The 21,577-nt window shown below is 54.9% G+C and carries 19 protein-coding genes; 11 read left to right on the top strand and 8 right to left on the bottom strand.

The window, feature by feature from the left end; translation table 11 throughout:
* Nucleotides 1-73 precede the first annotated feature (73 nt).
* Nucleotides 74-916 carry a pantothenate kinase gene (locus QQ91_RS11310; RefSeq protein WP_166275143.1) on the top strand — a complete coding sequence of 281 codons (843 nt, stop codon included), beginning with the start codon at nucleotides 74-76 and terminating at the stop codon, nucleotides 914-916.
* Between the two features lie 289 nt (nucleotides 917-1,205).
* On the top strand, nucleotides 1,206-3,119 hold the full coding sequence (locus QQ91_RS11315; protein WP_166275145.1) for a sensor domain-containing diguanylate cyclase: 1,914 nt from the start codon (nucleotides 1,206-1,208) through the stop codon (nucleotides 3,117-3,119).
* Nucleotides 3,120-3,149: 30 nt separating this feature from the next.
* Here the strand turns inward: QQ91_RS11315 and folP are convergent, their stop codons facing one another.
* Nucleotides 3,150-4,025 carry a dihydropteroate synthase gene (gene folP / locus QQ91_RS11320; RefSeq protein WP_250833334.1) on the bottom strand — a complete coding sequence of 292 codons (876 nt, stop codon included), beginning with the start codon at nucleotides 4,023-4,025 and terminating at the stop codon, nucleotides 3,150-3,152.
* Nucleotides 4,026-4,295: 270 nt separating this feature from the next.
* Here folP and QQ91_RS11325 point away from each other — a divergent pair, with 270 nt between their 5' ends.
* Entirely contained in the window at nucleotides 4,296-4,544 is a 249-nt protein-coding gene (locus tag QQ91_RS11325) for a hypothetical protein (RefSeq protein WP_166275147.1), read from the top strand.
* Here QQ91_RS11325 and QQ91_RS11330 read toward each other — a convergent pair.
* Entirely contained in the window at nucleotides 4,525-5,217 is a 693-nt protein-coding gene (locus QQ91_RS11330) for a phosphoribosylanthranilate isomerase (RefSeq protein WP_166275149.1), read from the bottom strand. The genes QQ91_RS11325 and QQ91_RS11330 overlap by 20 nt on opposite strands.
* Nucleotides 5,218-5,229: 12 nt before the next feature.
* A complete protein-coding gene (locus QQ91_RS11335; RefSeq protein WP_166275151.1) occupies nucleotides 5,230-6,792 on the bottom strand; it encodes an NAD(P)H-quinone oxidoreductase subunit N in 1,563 nt (520 codons plus the stop codon).
* A 287-nt stretch (nucleotides 6,793-7,079) separates the two neighbouring features.
* On the opposite strand from QQ91_RS11335, the gene amt reads away from it, so the two are divergent.
* A complete protein-coding gene (amt, locus tag QQ91_RS11340) occupies nucleotides 7,080-9,296 on the top strand; it encodes an ammonium transporter (RefSeq protein WP_166275153.1) in 2,217 nt (738 codons plus the stop codon).
* Nucleotides 9,297-9,343: 47 nt separating this feature from the next.
* On the opposite strand, the gene QQ91_RS11345 is transcribed toward amt, so the two are convergent.
* On the bottom strand, nucleotides 9,344-10,957 hold the full coding sequence (locus tag QQ91_RS11345; protein WP_166275155.1) for a B12-binding domain-containing radical SAM protein: 1,614 nt from the start codon (nucleotides 10,955-10,957) through the stop codon (nucleotides 9,344-9,346).
* 294 nt (nucleotides 10,958-11,251) lie between these two features.
* Here QQ91_RS11345 and QQ91_RS11350 point away from each other — a divergent pair, with 294 nt between their 5' ends.
* Genes QQ91_RS11350 through QQ91_RS11360 form a run of 4 tightly spaced genes read left to right on the top strand, consistent with a single transcriptional unit; the run spans nucleotide 11,252 to nucleotide 15,644 of the window.
* On the top strand, nucleotides 11,252-13,720 hold the full coding sequence (locus tag QQ91_RS11350; protein WP_201277089.1) for a protein phosphatase 2C domain-containing protein: 2,469 nt from the start codon (nucleotides 11,252-11,254) through the stop codon (nucleotides 13,718-13,720).
* A 3-nt stretch (nucleotides 13,721-13,723) separates the two neighbouring features.
* On the top strand, nucleotides 13,724-14,815 hold the full coding sequence (locus QQ91_RS11355; RefSeq protein WP_166275159.1) for an SIS domain-containing protein: 1,092 nt from the start codon (nucleotides 13,724-13,726) through the stop codon (nucleotides 14,813-14,815).
* A 6-nt stretch (nucleotides 14,816-14,821) separates the two neighbouring features.
* On the top strand, nucleotides 14,822-14,950 hold the full coding sequence (locus tag QQ91_RS21645) for a hypothetical protein (protein ID WP_284707170.1): 129 nt from the start codon (nucleotides 14,822-14,824) through the stop codon (nucleotides 14,948-14,950).
* A 16-nt stretch (nucleotides 14,951-14,966) separates the two neighbouring features.
* The gene (locus QQ91_RS11360; protein WP_166275161.1) at nucleotides 14,967-15,644 is read left to right on the top strand and encodes a HEAT repeat domain-containing protein; all 678 of its coding nucleotides are present in this window, start codon (nucleotides 14,967-14,969) and stop codon (nucleotides 15,642-15,644) included.
* A 23-nt stretch (nucleotides 15,645-15,667) separates the two neighbouring features.
* Here QQ91_RS11360 and QQ91_RS11365 read toward each other — a convergent pair whose 3' ends face one another.
* Both QQ91_RS11365 and QQ91_RS11370 read right to left on the bottom strand, forming a co-directional pair.
* Nucleotides 15,668-16,651: a TSCPD domain-containing protein gene (locus QQ91_RS11365; protein WP_166275163.1), complete on the bottom strand. Its 984-nt coding sequence runs from the start codon at nucleotides 16,649-16,651 to the stop codon at nucleotides 15,668-15,670.
* 67 nt (nucleotides 16,652-16,718) lie between these two features.
* Nucleotides 16,719-18,668 (bottom strand): adenosylcobalamin-dependent ribonucleoside-diphosphate reductase, encoded by a 1,950-nt coding sequence (locus tag QQ91_RS11370; RefSeq protein ID WP_166275165.1) that lies wholly within the window; start codon nucleotides 18,666-18,668, stop codon nucleotides 16,719-16,721.
* 245 nt (nucleotides 18,669-18,913) lie between these two features.
* Here QQ91_RS11370 and psb35 point away from each other — a divergent pair, with 245 nt between their 5' ends.
* Entirely contained in the window at nucleotides 18,914-19,114 is a 201-nt protein-coding gene (gene psb35, locus QQ91_RS11375; RefSeq protein WP_201277100.1) for a photosystem II assembly protein Psb35, read from the top strand.
* A 229-nt stretch (nucleotides 19,115-19,343) separates the two neighbouring features.
* On the opposite strand, the gene QQ91_RS11380 is transcribed toward psb35, so the two are convergent.
* The gene (locus tag QQ91_RS11380; protein WP_166274910.1) at nucleotides 19,344-19,550 is read right to left on the bottom strand and encodes a hypothetical protein; all 207 of its coding nucleotides are present in this window, start codon (nucleotides 19,548-19,550) and stop codon (nucleotides 19,344-19,346) included.
* A 289-nt stretch (nucleotides 19,551-19,839) separates the two neighbouring features.
* Here QQ91_RS11380 and QQ91_RS11385 point away from each other — a divergent pair, with 289 nt between their 5' ends.
* Nucleotides 19,840-20,319: a GNAT family N-acetyltransferase gene (locus tag QQ91_RS11385; RefSeq protein ID WP_166275169.1), complete on the top strand. Its 480-nt coding sequence runs from the start codon at nucleotides 19,840-19,842 to the stop codon at nucleotides 20,317-20,319.
* A 132-nt stretch (nucleotides 20,320-20,451) separates the two neighbouring features.
* The gene (locus tag QQ91_RS11390; RefSeq protein ID WP_166275171.1) at nucleotides 20,452-21,114 is read left to right on the top strand and encodes a hypothetical protein; all 663 of its coding nucleotides are present in this window, start codon (nucleotides 20,452-20,454) and stop codon (nucleotides 21,112-21,114) included.
* A gap of 45 nt (nucleotides 21,115-21,159) precedes the next feature.
* On the opposite strand, the gene QQ91_RS11395 is transcribed toward QQ91_RS11390, so the two are convergent.
* Nucleotides 21,160-21,480, bottom strand: a complete 321-nt coding sequence (locus tag QQ91_RS11395) for a DUF760 domain-containing protein (RefSeq protein ID WP_375340945.1) — start codon at nucleotides 21,478-21,480, stop codon at nucleotides 21,160-21,162.
* Nucleotides 21,481-21,577: the final 97 nt, after the last annotated feature.

The raw sequence follows: 21,577 nt of genomic DNA on the forward strand, positions 1-21,577 counted from the left end.
CAAGAATTATAGATTCGACATCCCCGCGGTTGCTTTCCTGGAAAGGGCTGGGGATTCCTGAGCGAGTTGAGAGATGATGAACTGGAAGCGCGAACGTAAATCCTTCAGCAATTACAAGGCAGCGATGGGAGCTTTTCAAGTCTGGGTGGCCCTGGCCATTGGAAATACCCATCTGCGGTGGGCCTACATCCGCCAGGGGCAGATACAGCAGCAGTGGGTCACGCCCCACATCCCATCTTGTGATCTGCCTCAATCCTGGGAGGCTTACTGTCAATCTTCTCCGGCCCTCAGATGGCATCAGCAGCAGGGTCAGACTCCCTTTCCTCCCCTGATCGTTGCCAGCGTGGTTGCATCCCAACTCAAGACCTGGCAGCAGTATCCAACCCTTTTGCTTCTCTCTCTGGACCAAATCCCGTTGCAGGGACGCTACCCCACCTTAGGCCTTGACCGAGCCTTAGCCCTCTGGGGGGCAGGCGGGCGCTATGGATGGCCAGCACTCGTCATTGATGCGGGCACCGCTTTGACCTTTACAGCGGCGGATTCGGCGGGTCGGTGTCAAGGGGGCGCCATTTTACCGGGATTAGGGCTACAGTTACTGGCCCTTTCCCAGGGAACCGCTGCGCTCCCGGCGGTTCCCTTACCGGGCACAATCCCCCAGCTATGGGCAAGGGACACTGAGGGCGCTCTGCAAAGCGGAGTGGTCCATGGGGCGATCGCCACCATTCAAAGGTTCTGCCAGGACTGGAAAACCCGCCAGCCCGCCAGCACCTTGGTGATAACCGGGGGAGATGGCCCCCAGATTATGCAATATATCCAGGCCCTCCCCGCCAATGCTTGGTTAGCTCAGATCCCACTACAGCACAATCCCCAGCTTCTGTTGGAGGGCATGATCGCCTGGGTCGAGGCTTATGGCTAGCTATCGCTAGCGCCCATCGGGGGCAGACACCCAGTATCGTTGCGGCCCGTCGCCCATTCCCCATTTCCCATCCCCCCATAAAGGAGCTTAGAAAAACCGGCCCGACGCTGGGTCGGTGGGCGGATTGGGGCACTTTGAACATAGGGAAGCTCCAGGTTTAGATCTAGATCTAAACAGCTGCTGATCGCAGGATAGTTAACCGCAGGAGAGGGGCCTCAGGCCCTTATCCTCTTTGGGTTGGCGAAGGAAGCCTATTCGCTATTTACCGCAACGCCATCATCGCAACGCCATGTCTGACCCATTGCCCAACACCGAACTCAATCCGCTTTGGCTCCTGCACAAAGACTGGCACGCTGGTGCCCTGGCAGGGGGAAATCCTTCCGCCAGCATCGGGTTTCAGAAAATTTTTCAAGATTGGCTTGCTCCCCTAACCCCCGATACCTTTCAAGAGGTGATTGGATCGATTCAGCAAAATGTGCTGTTTCTAAATCAGGTGCTGGCGTTGCTAGAGCACCAGGAATGGGATGGTTTGTTACACAGTATGCTCCAGGCGGTCACCCTAAAAATTGGAGAGCTGCTGAGGGCCGATCGCGCTACGATTTTTTTACTGGACCCGCAGCAACAGGAACTTTGGTCCCTGGTGGCCCAGCGGGAAGGAGACGAACCCTTAGAAATTCGCATCCCAGCGGACCAGGGCATTGCAGGGCAGGTGGCCCAGCTTCGGCAGGTGGTCAATATTCCCTACGATTTCTATGATGATCCGCGCTCTGAAACAGCAAAGCAGCTGGATCAAACCAATGGCTATCGCACCTATTCCCTGCTAACGTTGCCACTCCTGAATCATCATCAGGCCGTGATTGCGGTGGTGCAACTGGTGAACAAAGTGGTGCCAGAGCCTGAGGGGGGAAGTTTACCCCTGGCCCAAAGGGTGGATCGCAGCGGCTTTACGGATCAAGATGAGGCCTTAATCCAAGAATTTGGGGGGGCGATCGCGTTGCTGCTAGAGAGTGCCCAGTCCTTTGATCGGGCCTCGCGGCGACACCGGGCCGGAGAAGCCTTGATGCGGGCCACCCAGTTTTTGAGCGAAGCTAGCCTGGACTGGGAAACAGCACTGGTGAAGGTGCTAGCAGAGGCAAAATCGTTTATTCAGGTCCAGCACTGCGATCTGTGGTTGATTAACCGAGATCGATCCGTGCTCTGGCGTCCCTGTGGGTCTTCTCCACAGCGGATTGAGCTGCCCCTTGAACACAGCTGGCTGGGATCGGTGGTTCAAGCGGGCCAACCTCTGCGGCGCAATGGCTTGCGGACAGGAGAGCTACAGCCAGAAGACTTGGGACTCTCATTTCCGGCGTACAATCTGCTTTGCATGCCGCTGATGAATAACCAGGGCCGTTTAATTGGGCTCACGGTTCTATGCAACAAGTATCGGCAGCGCGCCACTCCATCCCATCCCGTGCCACGAGCTAACTTCGATGTGGAGGACGAGGCATTTCTCGCCAGCTTTAACCACCAGGCCGGCATTGCCCTCGAGCGAGCCTTTTTAATGGAGGAAATGGAGCAAACCATTACCCGGCGAACCCAGGAACTCGAGCTCAAGCATCGTCAACTTCATCAGGAAATTTTAGAGCGCAAGCGAGTTGAGGTCCTGTTGCAAGAGCTGAACTTGAAACTTGAAGATCTAGCCCTGATCGATGCCCTGACCCAAATTGCCAATCGTGGCCAGTTTGATCGCACCCTAGAGCGAGAATGGCTGCGGTTACGGCGTGAGGGCAATCCCCTGTCGCTTATTCTTTGCGATATCGATCACTTTAAGCAGTTTAATGACCACTACGGTCATCCCAGGGGCGATCGCTGTCTTTATGAGGTGGCCCAAACAATCCAGGCTACCGCCAAGCGCCCAGCTGACCTCGCCGCACGCTACGGCGGCGAAGAATTTGTGATTCTGCTGCCCAATACCCCCCTAACCGGCGCTTACCATTTAGCCAACTGCGTGCGTCAAAGTGTGGCCAATCTCAAGATCCCCCACGCCCATTCCTCCGCGGCCGAATGGGTGACCCTTAGCCTAGGGGTAGCCTGCCTGGTGCCTGAGGGACCGGCACACCAAGCAGCCACCTTGATTCAACAGGCCGATGCCGCCCTGTACCGCGCTAAGCAGCAAGGACGCAACCAGGCGGTAATGGCTCAGTCATCGACTCCATCATAGAGAACCGGTTTGCAGCTTCAGCCAGACTCCCTAAAGCACACCGCCTCCCGATCGCCAGAAAGCATCGGCCACTCGACTCACCTGGGTCATGGCCGGAACATCGTGTACCCGAAGAATATCCGCACCCTGAGCAATGGCCGTGCAGCAGCTGGCTGCGGTGCCCCAAACGCGCTGTTTCGGATCGGGCTCGTTGAGGATCTGGCCAATGAAACTTTTTCGGGAGGTTCCAATCAAAAGGGGAGCACCTAGGCGCTGGAATCGCCTGAGCGATTGAAGTAGCTGAATATTTTGTCCAAAGGTTTTGGCAAAGCCAATGCCCGGATCAACCGCCAACTGCTGCCGATCCACCCCCGCCTTGACCGCGGCCTGAAGCTGCTGATCTAGAAATTCCATCACCTCTGCCACCAAATCGCCGTAGGTCGTCATCGATTGCATGGTTTTAGCGTTTCCACGGCGGTGCATCAAAATCATCGGCACCTGGTGCTTGGCCGCCACCGAAAACATCCGCGGGTCCTCCAAACCACCGGAGATATCGTTAATGAGATCCGCCCCTGCAGCAATCGCGGCCTGGGCAACCTCAGATCGGGTGGTATCAATGGAAATCGGCGTTTGATCATCCACGCCACGGATCGCTTGAATCACCGGAATAACCCGCTTCAGCTCTGCTTGCAGGGGAATTTCATCCGCATCCGGGCGACTTGACTGCCCGCCAATATCGATAATATCCACGTCCCAAGCGCGCATCTCTTGGGCCTGGACAAGGGCGCGATCGCACTCAAAAAAGTCACCCCCGTCGCTAAAACTATCCGGCGTGACATTGAGGATTCCCATGATGTAGGTGCGCGATCCCCAGGCAAACGCTTTTCCTCGAATAGCCCATCCAGAAAGAGATTCAGTAGTTTCCACAATGGCGAAGATTATTTTTATCTGACAAAGTATAAATAAATCACCCCTTCAAATATAGGGGGGCGAAAGTTTTATTTTTTGAAAGTAATTTTGCGTTCTCTCACCAAAACTGATGAAACCGTAACCTGAAGCTCTTAAGAAAATTCACAAATTTGTCTAGATCTTGTCAGTCTAGTTTGAGGACGCAACTCGCGTGGCCTGACCGATCTGCTGCCAATTTGTTTCCCCCTTGAGCCTGAGATTGTGATTACAAGCCTTTAGAACCTGACCATGACCCTTGAACATCCTCAACTCCATCGCCAAAAGCAGAAACAACCGGTGAATTTATCTCCCCCATCCTTGCTCAACCAGGCGCAATATCTCAGCGAAATTCGCACAATTCTGACCCATCCATTCTTTACCGGGGTTTGTCCTGCCTGTAAGCACAGCATGCACATTTCATCGCGTGTTCAAGGAGGAAGCCGGTGCCGAACCTGTGGCTGGGAGGAAAATCGCCCCATTACACTGGGTGACTTGTAGGGTCTGGCAAAGCCAGTAGGCGAAAGAGCTGGGTAACTTTTTCGAGATCCTTAATGCCAGGTTCAACCTCCACACCACTGGATAGATCAATGCCCGCCGGAGCACAGTTTACCAGTGCTTTCTGTAGGTTCTCCGGCGTCAATCCCCCCGCCAGCCACCATGGACGTGCCATGGGCACTGGATCAAGCCAGGTCCAGTCCCAGGTTTGTCCGCTTCCCCCCAGGGCCTGGGCATGGAATGCATCAAACAGAAAAAAATCCACGGCTGAACCATAGCGCTGAGCCTGATAGAGGGTCTTTTGATCCTTGACACGGAAGGCCTTGATCAGCGTGAGATGGGGATGGCTTTGTTTAAGCGTTAAGCAATAGTCAAGATCTTCATTGCCATGCAGCTGAACACTGTTCAATTGGCTAAGCGCCAGGGTTTGAGCAATGGTCTCAAGGGAGGCATCGGCAAACACACCAACACTCAGCAGCGGTTGTTTAGCACGGGAAAACCGTGGCAGAGTCTCCAGAATGCAGCGAATTTGATCCGGATCAAGGTAGCGCGCCGAAGTCGGAACACAGATAAATCCCAGGGCATCGGCCCCTAGCGTCACAATCTGCTGAGCCTGATCGGCCCGGGTAATCCCGCAGATTTTGACTAGGGGAGAAGAAGCAAAGGAACCAGGCATGGAAAAGGGCAGCTAAGAACGGGCATTGGGCGGCGGCGTTGAGAGGAATGAAACAGCTGCGGAGGAGCGCACCTGCGTCAGTTGGGTACGGGCAGGAATATCAGCGATCGACTGGTTAATCACAGAAAACACGGGACTTGAGAGAATTCCAGCTAGAGAGGTGGAAATCAGCGTCACAATGAGGCCCACCTGCAGCGGTCGCATTCCAAAGGGTTTCCAGGTCAGGGCCGGATAGTGCTCTATCACCTCAGACATTTCCTGAGGCTCCTTAACCACCATCATTTTGACCACGCGGATGTAGTAGTAAATCGATACAACGCTGGTGAGTAATCCTAAGATCACCAGGCCATAGGCCCCTGCTTGCCAACCGGCCCAGAACAAATACAGCTTGCCAAAAAACCCAGCCAGGGGGGGAATTCCCCCTAAAGACAACAGACACAAACTCAGGGCCAGGGTCAGGAGGGGATCTTTCTGGTAGAGTCCTGCGTAGTCACTAATCTGGTCACTCCCCGTGCGCAGGGCAAACAAGACGATGCAGGCAAATGCCCCCAGGTTCATGAACAAATAAATGAGTAAGTAAAAGACCATGCTGGCGTACCCCGCTTCGGTACCCACCACAAACCCAATCATCACAAATCCAGCCTGACCAATGGAGGAATAGGCAAGCATCCGTTTCATGCTGGTTTGGGCCAAGGCGACCACATTTCCCAAAATCATACTGAGGACCGCCAGGGCTGTGAAAATGTAGTGCCACTGTTCCACCACCACGGGATAGGCCTCGGTGAGCAAACGAATGGCCAGGGCAAAGCCCGCTGCCTTTGATCCCACGGACAAAAAAGCCACCACCGGAGTGGGAGCGCCTTCATAGACATCAGGGGTCCACTGATGAAAGGGCACCGCCGAAATTTTGAAGCTAATGCCGGCAATCACAAAGACCAGAGAAATCAATAGGGCTAAGGAGTGCTGAGTGCCAATGTGGGTGGCAATCCCCGGCAGCGTTGTTTGCCCCCCAGAGAGCCCGTACAAGAGCGTCAACCCATACAGGAAAATGGCAGAGCTAGCAGCCCCAATGAGCAGATATTTCAGCGCGGCTTCGTTGGATCGGGGATCGCGCTTCATATACCCGGTCATCAGATAGGAAGCAATACTCAGGGTTTCCAGGGAGATAAAAATCATCACCAGTTCCTCGGCCCCCGAGAGGAACATCCCCCCCAAGGTGGCGCTGAGCAAGATAGTCATAAATTCCCCAATGGAGCTACCGGCCTGCTCCACATAGCGAACAGACATCAAGATAGTGACCACGGACGAGAGGGCAATAATGCTGCGGAAAACGATGCTGACATTGTCCGCGTTAAAGCTCCCCAGAAAGCTCATGGGATTGGGCTGATCCCACTGCAGGCAGAGGACTGCCACCGCACCTAAAAGACCTGCGATCGCGGCGTAGGGAGTCCACTTTGCAGACTTTCGGCCCAGGGCAACTTCTCCAATGATGACCACCAGTAGGGTAAGGGTTACTAGCCCCTCCGGGAGAATCGTGCCAGCATTGAGCTGGCCAGCAAGGTTGGCAATATCCATAGAATTTTGAATCGACGCCTTCTCTCAAGTCTCAGACTGAATTCTAACGTGCTGAGCCCCTTTAACCTAGCCTTTGGCAACATTCCCTCGGGGGGAAGGCACCAACCCAGCCACTGCCCTCCGCCGGAAGAACCGGGCGAGGATGATGGATGATGCTAACTCCAGGGTAAAGTGCTAGTTGGCAGAGGATTCCCCCTGGTCACATTCCTGGGATAAAAATCCACAGATTTCAGAATTCCCAGATCTCCTTCATTGAGGTTTTCACTCCTTCCGCCATGCCAATTTCTATGGATGTTGTCTGGGTTATTCTTTGTGCCATCCTGGTGACCACGATGCAAGCTGGCTTTTGCTGCTTAGAAAGTGGTCTGGTCCGGGCCAAGAACAGCATTAATGTTGCCATCAAGAATCTGGTGGACTTTTGTATTGCCTGCACAATCTACTGGGCCGTAGGGTTTGGGCTGATGTTTGGACAATCCCAATTGGGGCTGGTGGGCAGCGGCATTCTGCCAGAGGCTGACTGGAACGCCAATCATTACGCCTTTTTTCTATTCCAACTGGTGTTCTGCGGCACAGCCACCACCATTGTCTCCGGGGCCGTGGCGGAACGCATGAGCTTTTTAGGATATTTTCTAACAGCTACCCTGCTCTCCAGTCTCATCTATCCTGTCTCTGGGCATTGGATTTGGGGGGGCGAGTTTAACAGCACCGATCCGGGCTGGTTAGCCAGGCTTCAGTTCCATGACTTCGCCGGATCCACCGTGGTGCATTCAGTGGGAGGATGGGTTTCTTTAGCGGCCATTTTAATCATCGGTCCCCGCACGGGGCGGTTTCAGCCCCATGCTCGCCCCGTGGAGGGAGACAATCTCCCCATTGCGGTCTTGGGGGTTTTCCTGCTCTGGTTTGGCTGGTTCGGATTTAACGGAGGCAGCACCTATCAGCTCAGCGAGAAGGTTCCTCAGATTCTTGTCAACACGGCCCATGGGGGAGCCATGGGCGGCTTGATGGCGCTCCTCACAACTTGGGTCTTAGATCGACGCCCCAAGGTACCGCTGATCATGAATGGGGTCATCGGCGGGCTGGTGGCCGTCACGGCGGGCTGCGACCTGATGGGGTCTGCCAGTGCCACTTGGACTGGGGCCGTTGCGGGGCTGCTCTGTACCCTTGCGGACAAGTGGATGGCAAAACAACACATTGATGATGCGGTGGGGGTGGTGCCAGCGCATCTGGTCTGCGGAATCTGGGGCACGGTCGCGGTGGCGCTGTTTGTTCCAGGAGAGGTTTGGGGCAGCCAGAATGTCCTAGGGCAACGCCTGGCCATCCAATTACTGGGCGTGGTGATTGTGGGCGCCTATGCCTTTGGCATGGGCTATGGGCTGCTCTGGCTATTAGACCGAATCGTGCCCCTGCGGGTTACGGTTGAGCAAGAGCGAGTGGGCCTTAATATTTCCGAACATGGTGCCAGCACCGCCATACAACAGTTGCTGACCAGTATGAAGGCCCATTCCCTAGTGGGAGATTTTAGCCAGCCGGTGGAGGTGGAGCCGGAAACAGATGCAGCGGCGATCGCCATTCACTATAACAATGTGCTCCAAAAGGTCCAGAATGTGACCTCTGAACTGGTGGCCAGCCGGGAGCGGCTGCTCACAATTCTCAATTCTCAGGCTTTCCCCGTGGTCATCAGCGAACCGGAAACCGGCGTTATTCACTACCTCAACGAGCGGGCCGCGGAACTGTTTGGATTTACCCTCCCGGAAACGGGCCGCTACCGGGAGCCGGACTTTTGGGCCACACCGACGACTCGGGCGGAGTTTCTAGATCGGATTCGGCGCGATCGCCGGGTTCTGGATTTCGAAACGGAACTGCGGCGGGTGAATGGCGACCCCTTTTGGTCCCTCATTTCTGGGGTGGAACTCCTATTCAACGACGAACGCTGTTTTTTATTTTCCTGCAACGATATTTCAGCACGGAAGGTGTTAGAGTCCGAGCTGCGTGCCCTTGCAGAAACGGACCCCCTGACCGGCATCCACAACCGTCGATCCTTCCTCAATGGCGCGGCTCACCTGCTGATGGCAACCCGTCAAGAGGGGCAGCCCCTCTGTGTTGCCATCCTGGATGTGGATCACTTCAAGTCCATTAATGACACCTTTGGCCATGCCACGGGCGATCGCGCCCTGCAGCATTTGGTCCAGATTTGCCTGACCACCCTGCGCCAGGGCGACCTCCTGGGACGGCTGGGAGGAGAAGAATTTGCGCTGATTTTGCCCCAGACCCCCCCCGATGCCGGTCAGATGATTGCCGAGCGACTGCGCAGAGCGGTCGCAGAAAGCACCCTGAAGGTGGGGCAACTCAAGATCTCGCTGTCCATTAGCATTGGCATCACGCCCATTGCCGTTTCGGAAACCCTGGAAAACGCCCTGTCCAGAGCTGACCAAGCGCTGTATCGGGCGAAGCATAAGGGACGTAATCGGGTCGAGGTTGCCAGAATCCCCCAGCGGACAACCTGAACCAAAGCCGACAGACTTGGCAGATTCATCCCCATTGACGCCAGAATCTATTCCATCAACGCCTTGGCATCCTGCAGATGTTTCAGGAGCGTTGATTTTGGCAACGGTCCGCGCAGATGTTCCCAGGGCAAGACCCGATCACTGGGCCAGTTCTCAAACACGTAAAATTCCAGGGCTGGCACCTGTCCCCGCAGCTCCTTAAACGCCCGCCGAATGCTCCCAACGGAATCCCCATAGCGCCGCGTTAATTCCAGCACTCGCCCAAGACGGCGATCGCCGCGCGACAGCAGCCCTTGAATGATTGACCAGTTATAACTCTCAGGCCGAAACTCAATCCCCTTGGGGGCCAGCCTTTTCTGGAGTTGCGGCAAGCGCTTTTTGGCCTCAGGATTCACCCCCATCCACTGGAAGGGAGTATGGGCCTTGGGCACAAAGGTGCTGCATCCCAGGGTTAGCTTGAGTCCTGGCACCGCTTTCTTTAAATCCAGCATCAGTTGCGCCGTTGCCTCTAGATCCGCTGGCACCTCGCCAGGAATCCCAGCCATACCGTAAAACTTGACCCCCTTAAGGCCTCCTGCCCTGGCATGTTCCGCCGCCCGAAAAATGTCGGCTTGATCCAGCTTTTTGTTCACAATATTGCGAACCCGCTCCGAGCCGCTCTCAATGGCGATGGTCACCGATCGCGTTCCATGGTTGGCCAAGGTGGTGGCCAGCCGGGGAGTGATAGTGTTCGTGCGCATTGAAGCAACGCTGAGGCGCACTCCGTCGCACTGCGGACGATCAAAATAGTGCAGCAGGGTTTCAAACTCGGGATGCTGGGTCACCGATGCCCCCAGTAGCCCAATCCGGTTGGTTACCTTGAGTCCCTGCTCAATGAGCGGGATGAGCGAGTCGGTGGCATGGGGGGTTCGAAAGGGCAGGGTTAGATAGCTAGCCAGACAAAAGCGGCACAGCTCTGGACAGCTTCGTACCACCTCCACCATATAAATGTTTTCCCAGGCAGCCCTGTCCGTCACCACCGTCGATGCAGAGAGCCGGTCACCGCGATAGGTTTGCTTCACCACTTCCGCAGGCACCTGGGCGTGCAGAGGAGTAATGGCCGCAATTGCCCCCTCTGGATGTTCGTAGCTCACCTGGTACAGACTGGGAATATAGATTCCCGGAACCTGGGCCAGGGCCAACAGCTGTGCCTCTCGCGGGTCTCCTCGAACCTGCTGATAGGTCTCAATAAAGGCGCCCAGTAGGTCCTCCCCATCCCCCAGCAAAATCACATCAAAAAATTCTGCGTAGGGTTCCGGATTGGCCGTGAGCACTGGCCCGCCTCCAAACACCAGCGGATCGCGCGGCGATCGCTCGCCAGCACGAAGCGGGATTTGCAGGGCATCCAGGGTATCGAGAATGTTGCCATAGTCTAGTTCCCAGGAGAGGGAAAAACCTAGCAAATCCAGGTCACTGGGCAGCGATTCATGCACATCCGTAAAATAGCGGGCCACATTGACATCCCCCCGACAGGCGAGGGTAGCCCACACCACTTGATAGCCCAGGCTGGTAATCCCAATGTCGTAAGTATTGGGAAACGCCAGCACCAGGTTCACGGCATCCGAGGCCGCCACGGTGGGTTCAAACAGGAGCTGTTCACGCTCAAAGACAGAAGCAGTCAAATTGTTTTTTTTTGTTGCAAAACCTATGGTGATCCTAACCGGGGCCGGGGCCGGTTTGACGGGCCTAGATCCACCGAACCCTCACACAATTTCGCAACTTTGGCCAGGCCAGATGTGAAAATTAGCAATACAGAGAACTCAAACCTGCGGGTTTCAGGTAGTCTTTTGTAGACTAGTCAAGAAATCAAGTTCTACACTGTAGTGACACCAAACCTGGTCTACTTTGGTTTAGATCCCCAACGATTTCCCATTGAATGGTCGGATGTTCTTGCTTGATCCCACATACAGGCACACATGCAAAATGCTCCACTGACAATCACCTGCCCCAACATGAAATGTCGGGCAGCAAACCCTGAGGAACAGACGTTTTGCCACAATTGTAAAACGCGGATTCCCAAGCGATATCTGTGGGTTGTCAATTTTTCAGAGCAAGAGTTCGCAGCGGGAGACACCCTCAGCGATCGCTACGTATTTCGAGGGCCGCAAGTAGTTCTGGACATGAAGCCAGGACTGATCGTTAAAACTGAAGTTGAGATTCCAGAGCCGCTACTTCCCTATCTGCGGCTATTTCCCCACCGTATCCACTATTCACAATTTTATACCCTGGTCTGGGTGGGCGAGGAGGAGCAGCTGCCCATTATGCTCCTGGAAGATGCCCCGCTGTGCCCTACAGATCTCAGTCAGACCTTGATTGCCACCGATGAGAAGCACCCGCGCCTCATGGCCCCCGTGACGCCCGCTCTCCCTCTCAAACAGGCTTGGTCCCAGGCAAAACCCATGCGCCAGCTCAATTGGCTTTGGCAAATTGCCCGCCTCTGGGAACCTTTCCAAGCTCAGAAGGTGACGAGTAGCCTATTGATGCAAGATCTGCTGCGCGTTGAAGGTCGTCTGTTTCGGGTCCTGGAACTGCGCGAAGACCATCCAGAGGCCGATCCGCCCACTCTAGTACAACTAGGTCAGCTTTGGAGTCACTGGCTACAAGCAACGCCGGGACCGCTGCGGGGAATTTTAGGCCAAATTTGCGAGGAACTCACCACCGGGCAGCTGGCTCAGCCAGCCCAACTCATTGCCCGGCTGGAAATGGCCATGCAAAAGTTCCAGCAAGATCAATATTGCACGGTGGCCCTTGCCACCCGCACCGATAAGGGCATGGTGCGGGAGCATAACGAAGATCAGTGCTTTCCCGCCAATGGCACCTACGTCCAACAGTCCCAGGATCGGCTGGCCATTGTTTGCGATGGAGTAGGAGGACACGCTGGCGGGGAGGTTGCCTCGGCCACTGCAATCGCGGCACTCCACGAGCACATTAGCAAGCTGGATCTAGGGACCCTCTCTCCCGAAGAAATCAGAGCCCAACTGTCTGCAGCCTGCTGTCATGCCAACGATTTAATCAGTCAACGCAACGACCAGGAGCAGCGCCAGGATCGGCAGCGCATGGGCACCACCTTGATCATGGCCCTTGAGCATGATCAGCAGCTTTATCTAGTCCATGTGGGAGACAGTCGTGCTTACCTGATTACCAAGTTGGGCTGCTACCAGATGACGGTGGATGATGATATCGCCTCCCGAGAAGTCAGGCTAGGCTACCTTCCCTACCGTGAAGCACTGCGCCAGCCCACGGCTGGATCGCTGGTGCAAGCCTTAGGGATGGCCTCCTCTTCCATTTTGCACCCAACAGTCCAGCGATTTGTTCTCGATGAAGACTGCATTGTTCTCCTGTGTTCCGATGGACTAAGCGACTACGACCGGGTTGAAGAGATCTGGCAAGAGGAACTGCTGCCGCTGTTGTATCGGTCCCAGGAACTATCCTCCGTCAGCCAGCGTTTGATTGAACTGGCCAACCAGCTCAATGGCCATGACAACGTCACCGTGGCCTTGATGCAGATTGGATTTTCCACTGGGGCCGCCACCGCCCAAAAGACAGTCCAGCAAGCCATTCCCGCAGCCCCGAGTGGTCCTCCGACGGTGCCCCGCCCATCGAATAAGCGAACGGAGGAGGAGGCCTGGTTACCCACTGAGGGCCAGCCTCCCTCCACCCAGCGTCACCAGGCTAAATCTGCAAAGCGTTCACCAGCGTTCTTGTTTGGCGGAGGCGCGCTGGTTCTGGCGCTACTCGCCCTGCTAGCCTGGAGCGGGGCGAGCTTTCTCAAGCAGGTGCGCGGCGGTTCTCCCTCTCCCAGCCCTCTTGAATCTGGCAGGACTTCTCCCTCATCCCCCGCCGCACCGGGAACGAACCAGGGTGCCCAAACGTCATCATTGCCGGAGTTTCGGTCGCGTCAACTGTATGAAGTTATCGATGAAAGAGGCCTGAAAATCTTTAAAAGTACTGATTCAGAAGCCACAGCAGACTGGGCTGAACTTCCAAGAGGCTCGATTCTTCTTGTGGAAGACAGCAAAATCGAAAACCAGGGCCAGCCCCAAGAGGTACGCTGGCATCAGGTGAAATGGTGCAATCGCCCCACTGGCAATGTCGCTCAACCCACAGTTCCTCCTATTAACTCTGAGACTCAACCTGCGGTGGAGTCCACAGCTGAACAGTTGCCGGACATCTCTATCTCTCTTTCCACTGATCAAACTGGATCATCCCTGCCCACCCCAGCCCACCGGTGGGTCACAGAGACGTCCATGGGCGATCGCACAGAGCGCTTCTCGGATACCTCCCGTGATCCCAACAATCGTGGACAGTGCCCTGCTCAGCGTGCAGGGGCTGCCCCCCCCTCAAGCGCTGAATCTACTCTTACCCCCGACAGAAGCCTCCAATGAGCCATGATCATTGCCTCCAGCCAGGGAAACGAACAACAAAAATCGGGCTACATCGATAATATTCTGGAACAGCCCCAGATTCTGCGATCGCTGCTGGATCGCTACAGTCCCACCTCAATCGCCAGCGCCATTCGTCCCCTCTGGTCCTGGGAACATCCAAGCCCTATTCTGCTCACCGGTATGGGCGCCTCCCACAGCGTTCTCTGGCCAATTTATCTCAACTTGATGCAGCAGGGACTGTGGGTGCAGCGGGCGGAAACCTCCGAGCTCATTCACTATCTACCCCAATTACTCCATCGACCCGGTCTATGTATGGCGGTTTCCCAGTCTGGGGAGAGCGTCGAAATTCAGCGGCTCGTCGCTCAGATCCGCGATCGCCGCCAGCGGGGACAAGCCGCTCCCCACCTCCTGAGCATCACCACCACCCTCAATAACACCCTGGCCCAGGCCAGTGATGTAGCCTTTGTCACCCAGGCTGGAGCAGAGGTGGGGGTGGCCACTAAAACCTTTACCAGCACCCTAGCGCTGCTTCACTGGATTGGACAAGCACTGCTGAACCGACTCACCACCAATGACTTTGCGGCCATTGAAGCGATCGCGAAAAGCCAACAGGCACTGCTGCATCAGCATCAAGCATGGATTGCCCCGGCCCTGGATCCGCTTGCGGCGGTTTCCACCTTTGCCCTGGTGGGTCGAGGCCCTAGCCTGGCCGCGGTTTACGATGGAGCCCTCGTACTTAAGGAATCCCTGCGCCAGTTAGCCCACGGCTTTTCCGGGGGGGAGTTTCGCCACGGTCCCATGGAAATGCTCAGCCCCAATTTGGGCGTTTTAATCTTTACCACAGCGGGTTCTACGTTAGAGTTAAGTCAGCGACTGGGGGCCGATGTTGCCTTGCGAGGTGGCCATCTGGTCACCATCGGTCAGCAAGGGTCTGAAGCTGGTTCGGTCCACCTTTCGCTCCCGCCCTGTCACCAGGGTCTTGCTCCACTCCTGGAAATTCTCCCGATTCAGCTCATTGCCGGTGAACTCGCCCGCAAAAAGGGCATCATCCCTGGAGAGTTTCGGTGGGGTGGCAAAGTCGTAACTCAGGAGTAAATCACCATGAGCGATCCTCAAGAGAAACCGAAGAAAGCACCGATTATCTTGGATGTGGATGCTGGAACGCTGCTGCTCGTCATTGCAGTTATGCTGCTCGCTCCGCTGCTCTTCACCGGCTTCTTCTCCCACTAGATTGGCCTATTTTTCCATGTCCCGACCCACGATTCAAGATCTGTCTAATCAGCTAGACAGCGAGAATTCCCGCGATCGCCTCATGGCGCTGGCTGAACTGCGCGAGTTTTCTGCCGAAGAAGCCCTTCCCCTCATCAAGAAGGTGCTCTACGATGAGCATCTGCCCGTGCGCTCCATGGCCATTTTAGCCCTGGGCGTTAAGGGCACCGACGAAGCCTTTCCCCTGCTGGTGAAACTGCTTGTCGAGGACGAGGACTACGGGATTCGGGCCGATGCTGCCGGTGCCCTGGGCTATCTGGGGGACACTCGCGCCTTTGAACCTCTGGTGCGCGCTTTTTTTGAAGACACCACCTGGCTGGTGCAGTTCAGTGCCGCAGTGGCCCTGGGCAATTTAGAGGACCCCCGGGCCTTTGATGTGCTCATGAAGGCCCTGGAAAGCCAAGAATCCGTGATTCAGGTGGCAGCGATCGCGGCTCTAGGCGAAATTCGCGCCATCAACGCGATTGAGCGCATTTTAGAGTTCGTCCAGTCAAAGGATTGGCTGATTCGTCAGCGCGTGGCGGAGGCCCTGGGAAATTTGCCCTCGGAGAAGAGTCATTCCGCCCTGCTATATCTGGCTAAGGATGAACATCCCCAGGTGAGACAGGCGGCGGTGGCTGCTTTGCAAAGGGACCTGCCCCCCCCCACGCCCTGAAGCCCATAAATCAGCCGCCCCCCTTAGCTGCAGCTGCTATACCCACAAACCACACAGGCTCCGCCCGAGCAGCCATTCACCTGCTGCAGTTCTGCCCCACAGTCCGGGCAAAGGGACGCCAGGGCGGAGTTGTCTAACAGCATCAACCCGAGGCTGTCCCCAGCCGTCGGCGGGGAGACAGGAGGCACGGTTGCAACCTGAGGCGGAGGAGACACGGGGGACTCCGCAGAAACCCCAGCAACAGGTGGTAGATCCACTATGGGATGAGAGGAGGCTTCTGGATTAGAGGCGTTCCCTCTGGAAACCTCACCAAGCGGATTGGGCCCTTGCTGAGGCGCCTCCTGCAACACCTTGCCAATTAAGTCTGCCAGGCCTAAAAATCGATGCGGCCCCAGCCCTTCGGAGTCGCCGCCGCGAATTCCGCGAATTTGGCGCACAATCTCGGATGCGGGAACCCGCTGTTCCAGGAGTAAATTCACCAAACGGGCGATGGCCTCACAGAGCGACTGCACCTCCGTCCCGGACTTCCCGACCGTCATCCAAATCGACCGTAACCCTGACGAACCGTAGTTTAAAAAAACCTCAATTTGTCCCCACCCGAGCGTCGAAATCTGACGGTGCAGGGCCAGGCCATACCCAGGGGGAGCCGCAGCCAGGTGGGCACTCTCCTCTGTGAGATCGGCGATCGCGGTTTTGTCCCGTGGAGATTGGGCCGATGGAGATTGGGCCGATGGAGATTGGGTCGATGGCGACTGGACCGATGCAGACTGGGCCGATGCAGACTGGGCCGATGCAGACTGGGCCGATGCAGACTGGCCCCGTTCAACATCCTTGGGGTCTTGAAATGCCGCTGGAAATTCACGGATGAGCGCCAGCAGATCCCCGTGATCATCCAGGTCTTCCTCCCTGGTCATGAGAGACCGCGACGGCTTTGGGTTTTGCTCCGGCTCCAAAAAGGCATCCGGAAACGCTTCAATGAGGGCAAGGAGTTCTACGGTATAAGCCACGGGTATTGCACAGATGATGGAATGAGAAAATTGGGTCCGGGGGCTGCGCCTAGGCGCGGTTCCGTCGCTAGTCGGCACGCTCGTCATCACCCACTTTGATGGGTTCCGACTCCAGGGTACCAGAGCGATAGATGGTGACTCCCTTTAAACCTGCTTTCTGGGCCAATCGATAGATTTGCTTAATTTCTGCAACGGTGGCGTGGGCCGGAAGATTAATGGTTTTTGAGATGGAAGAATCAATCCAGTCCTGCCACTTCGACTGCACCAAGATATGCCAGCCCGGGGGAATCTCCCGGGCAATTTTAAAGCTTGCCGCAATCTCTGGATGCGCCTTGGCAAAGTCCGTGCCCTTTAAAGACCCGGTCCGCTTCACAAGGTCTGCATCCGCCTCACTCAGCGCGAGATCGTCCAGGTAAGGATTGAGAATCTGCACCCAGTTCTGCTGACTCTGGGAAGCATCCACAAAAACCTGCTTCCAAACCGTCAGCCCAAAGTCAGGTTCAAAGGCCCAGGAGCAAGCCGCCAGTTGAGCAATACTGCCCGTGGGCGCAATGGAAAGCACCGTAGAGTTACGCCGGGGAACCTGGGTGAGATCCTGGCGCTCAGACACCAAGACTTCCGCGCCATTGTACTGGTTACCTTCACTATCGACCCACAGTTCGAAGGGGTTTCCTGTTCTCACCTCCTTGATCTGCTCCCAGACCCCACAGGCACCTTTTTCAGCCGCAAGGGACTCGGAGGTGCGATAGGCATGGTGGGCAATCCATTGACCCCAGCGATCAATTTCATCCAGGTGGGCTGAGGAATCATAGGGAATGCGAGCCAATTTCAAATAGTCTGCCCACCCCATAATTCCCAGTCCCAGCTGCCGGAAAACATGCCGTACATTGTGCTTCTGGTCCGGTGTCGCAAACTCTGAAACATTCAGAACGTTATCCAGAAAGCGAATGGCGATCGCCACGGTCTCGGCCAGGTCATCCCAGTTCACCTCAACCTCTCCCTGGTCATTGCGGAAGATAAATTTCGTCAGAACGAGCGAGCCTAGGTTACAGGCACTATTGGGTGGCAGGAAAATTTCACCACAGGGATTGGTGCAGGTTACAAACTCTCGAATGGGGCTGCGCCGCTTAGCATTATCAATCAGCAGCAGACCGGGATCGGCGGTTTGATGCGCGTTCTCCGCAATCCGATTCCACAGCCGATTTGCATCCTCATCACCTTGATCTAGCCTGGCAAAGAATTCATCGTCAAGCTGTACGGAAATATTGGCATTGTGCCAGCGGCGATCGCGCTTACCCTCCGGATTGAGATGGGTTTCCACCCAGGCAGTGGTCAGCTCTTGATTCAGGGCTTTGAGCTTTTGCTGCTTCTCCTCCTGGGGCCGGTCCGCATTAATCAATGCCGCCATCTGCTCAATGATGGACCGCGTAAAATTCGCGTCAATCGTGGATTGGGTTTTGGCCTGAATGAACTCCCAAATATCTGGATGCCGCCAGTTCATGGAAAATAAAAAAGCACCCCGGCGAGCTTTGTTTCCAGTGGTAATCTTCTTGGAATTTTCCGAAACCATATCCAGCACGGAACAAGGTCCCAGGGCCTTCCCATCCTGAAACGGCGCCCCCTTGGCGCGAATGAACCCCTTTTGTCCCACGGCCCCAATATTAATTCCCACTCCACCTCTAAACTTAGTGGTGAGCACCGCATCGGAAACTAGCTTGGTAATATCGTAGATATTGTCCTCCGCCGACAGGACAAAGCAGTTTAACAGTCCCCGAGTACCGTGATCGCAGTTGGCCAGGATAGACCCCCCCGGCACAAACTTCATGGGCCGCAGAATGGATAAAAACTTTTGTTCCCACTGCTGTTGCAACTCAGGCGTTTCTTCAGCGCTCGCCACGTAGCGGGCTACACGCTGCACAACATCCTCCCAACTTTTTTCCTCGTTAACGACGTACTTTTGTAAAACTGCTTTTTGAGATTCACTCAGCTCGGCGGAAAGGGACTGCGCGATCACCATGCAAAAACCTTAATCTGGCAACAACAAGAAGGCTCTCAGACGCTTCATCTAGCGGAGTTCAACAACCAGACCCCTAGATATAGAGTAAAGAGTAGACAGTTCCCTACCTTAAGTGTTCCAATCTGTCCCGTCAACCCCATTGGGTCAGCCCCAGTTGGAGGATCCATAGAAAACCTGTATTCTAGAGGTTACAAATTCAAACAATGCTAGAAATGACCCATCTTTTAATCATGGCCTTTGATGCGATGCTAGCGGTGGCTGAGCCCGCCGTGAAAGGAGCTTTTCCCTACGGAAAAATCTATGCGGGCGTCCTTGGACTTGGATTTGTCGCTGCTGTGTCCTTAGGATCTATCGCTTTTTACAATTCCAAGCGCCCCGTAGGCTGGGAAGATAAGGATCGGCCCGGATTTGTCCCAAAGGTGGATACAAACGACGAAGATCAATAGCGTCGTGCTGTGTAAACCGGCTCAAGGGCATCCAAAGCTAGGTTCTTGATGCAAAAGGGTCGCAGAACGGTTTGTTCTACGACCCTTGTTGGCTTAAGGTCTTCTATATTTTGCAGAAGGTCTTCAATCTAGGACTGCTTCAAAACGAAGGCTCTACCCCAAACGACTAGATTCTACAGGCCGAAGCCCGAACGCTGCCCGAGATCTTGGTTTGAATTATATGAATGGTTTAAAACCCCTTTGCCTGTCGAGAGATAAACTTTTCAAAATTTGCCTGGGTCTGCTGAAGAAGCTCTTCTCGACTATCGTGGGTATAGTTCAGACTTGGAACCAGGTTTCTAGCTTGAAGCGACATGTGCAGCTGAAGATGTGCCACATAATCGCTCATGTCTTCCTGCATGGATGGCTCATTTTGAAGTTGAGTGTCGAACTGCAAGGGAAACTCCTTCTACCAATTTCGCTACATCACGCTACTGACGTTACCATTGCCAAAAAGCCCGAAGCTGACTTCGCAATAAACTGTAATCAAATAGTCAGAAATGTTTATAAAGGTGACTTAAGATTAAGTTTCTTGTGATTCAGGGCGCAGCCCCCATCAGTATAACAACTCCCAAGGGTGAGTGCGGCTGAAGATATCTCCTAGGGATCGCTCTCTCCGCCAGAGCGGTTCTCTCGAACCACAAGCTGGGGAAATATAGAAAATACAGGAGCAACAACTCAATCCTATGGACGTTTGTGATGGACTCATTCCTCCCCCTTTAGCAGAAGCGGGGGCAGATCCCGTAAAGCAGCTGCGAGAGCTGTTTAATCGAGCTGCGTTTTGGGCTAAGGATCGCTCTGAAGCAGATTTATCAACCGCTCTTGCCTTTAGCAGCCCCGTCATCTCGGTATGGAACGGGCCGCAGCTGATTGGATTTGCGCGGGCAACATCCGATGGCGTCTTTCGCGCAACCATTTGGGATGTGGTAGTCCATCCTGAATACCGAGGTCTCGGTGTCGGACGCAAGCTGCTGGAGGCTTTACTGGATCACCCCCAGATGCGTCGGGTGGAGCGAGTTTATTTAATGACCACCTATCAACAGGCGTTTTACGAGAGGATGGGGTTTGCGGAAAACTCCACCACCACGATGGTGCGCTGCGCGGCGGGAGCAGAACCCGCTGCCGCTGACCTGGTTCAGGATCTGGTGTCTCAGCTTCAGATTTGAAATCAGGTTCACACGGCTTCACAAAATTGGGCACAATCAAAGGGAGCTGAGCTGACGCCGAGCTTGAAACAGACCTACAGTTCAGGCCTGCTCCTGGCGTCTTGGTAAGTCCTTGATTCCCCGCCCAATTCTATGACTTATGCCGTCGACGGTTTTCCAGAACGCCATAACCATTCCGAGTTCATCCCCTTGTCCGATGAACAAATTATTGAAATCTACATAGACGGTATTTTGCGTGGAGAGCGCCCCTTAGAGTCCAATGCCAATTTGCGGATTGAACCGGTCCTCAATTCAATGCAGCTGCTCTCCAACCGAGACGGTGCGATTTCAACGGTTAATCTCAAGCATATTCCAACGGTGGTGGAAGCCCGTGAGAATTCAAGCTATTGGGGATGCATTCATCAAAAGCTAACGCAGCAAGGGTATATGCCCTTTGAAAAGAAAGCAGATACTCCCGTTTATCGCTATCGCTATTGTGAGGCACCGCCGAACTATCAGCTTAACTGTACCTCGGCAAAAAGCCTGTGGCGCATCTCTTGGGGACGGGGGTTTGGGCTCCGGGCAGGAATTCCCCTGGATTTAATTGTTTGGTGTCCTGGGTCAGAAAAGCAGGCTCAACCCTGGCAATCCCTACGCGGGATGGAGTGCGATCGCGGCAAACTGGTGATTAAACTCCTGGGCCGATCCATGAGCCTCGAAAGCAGCGATCTGGTCGTGTGGGCTAAAAGCTTGGACGGTAGCCCAAGAATTCGATCCCAGGACTATCGTCAGCAGCTCCGACATCACCGCTACTAAGAGAATGTGGACGCGGCCTGGGGAAGCGTGGATTGAAAGCTAAAGCTAAAACTCGCCCGAGTCTTCAAAGGAGGCACTCCCCAGCAGATTGGTTTCCAGCTCCATGCGCTGCTCCATTTTACGGAGAAAATAGCCGGTCATCATCGCTGAGGCCAGCAGACCAGCAATATTATCGCGGTCAGTCACCACTTGAACATTAAACGCTTCACTGGGTAAAACTCCGACCAACCCCTGCACGTTCTGAGAAATAATTTGTTTAATTTCTGGAGAAACGGACTTAGCCACCCGTGCAAGTATTTCAGGCGGCTGATTTTGTAAATACTTCATCAGAAGATTGGCCTGAGCTTCTTCTGATGCATCACTCATAATGAAGCTTGCGTTTTCGGGGTCAAATGTCATATACCCTCTCTGATGTCTTCTGGTGCCAATTGCCTTCACTGTCTCTAGGGTTCCCAGAAATGCC

The organism is Lyngbya confervoides BDU141951, assembly GCF_000817775.3.
GTDB classification, from domain to species: Bacteria; Cyanobacteriota; Cyanobacteriia; order Thermosynechococcales; family Thermosynechococcaceae; genus Lyngbya; species Lyngbya confervoides.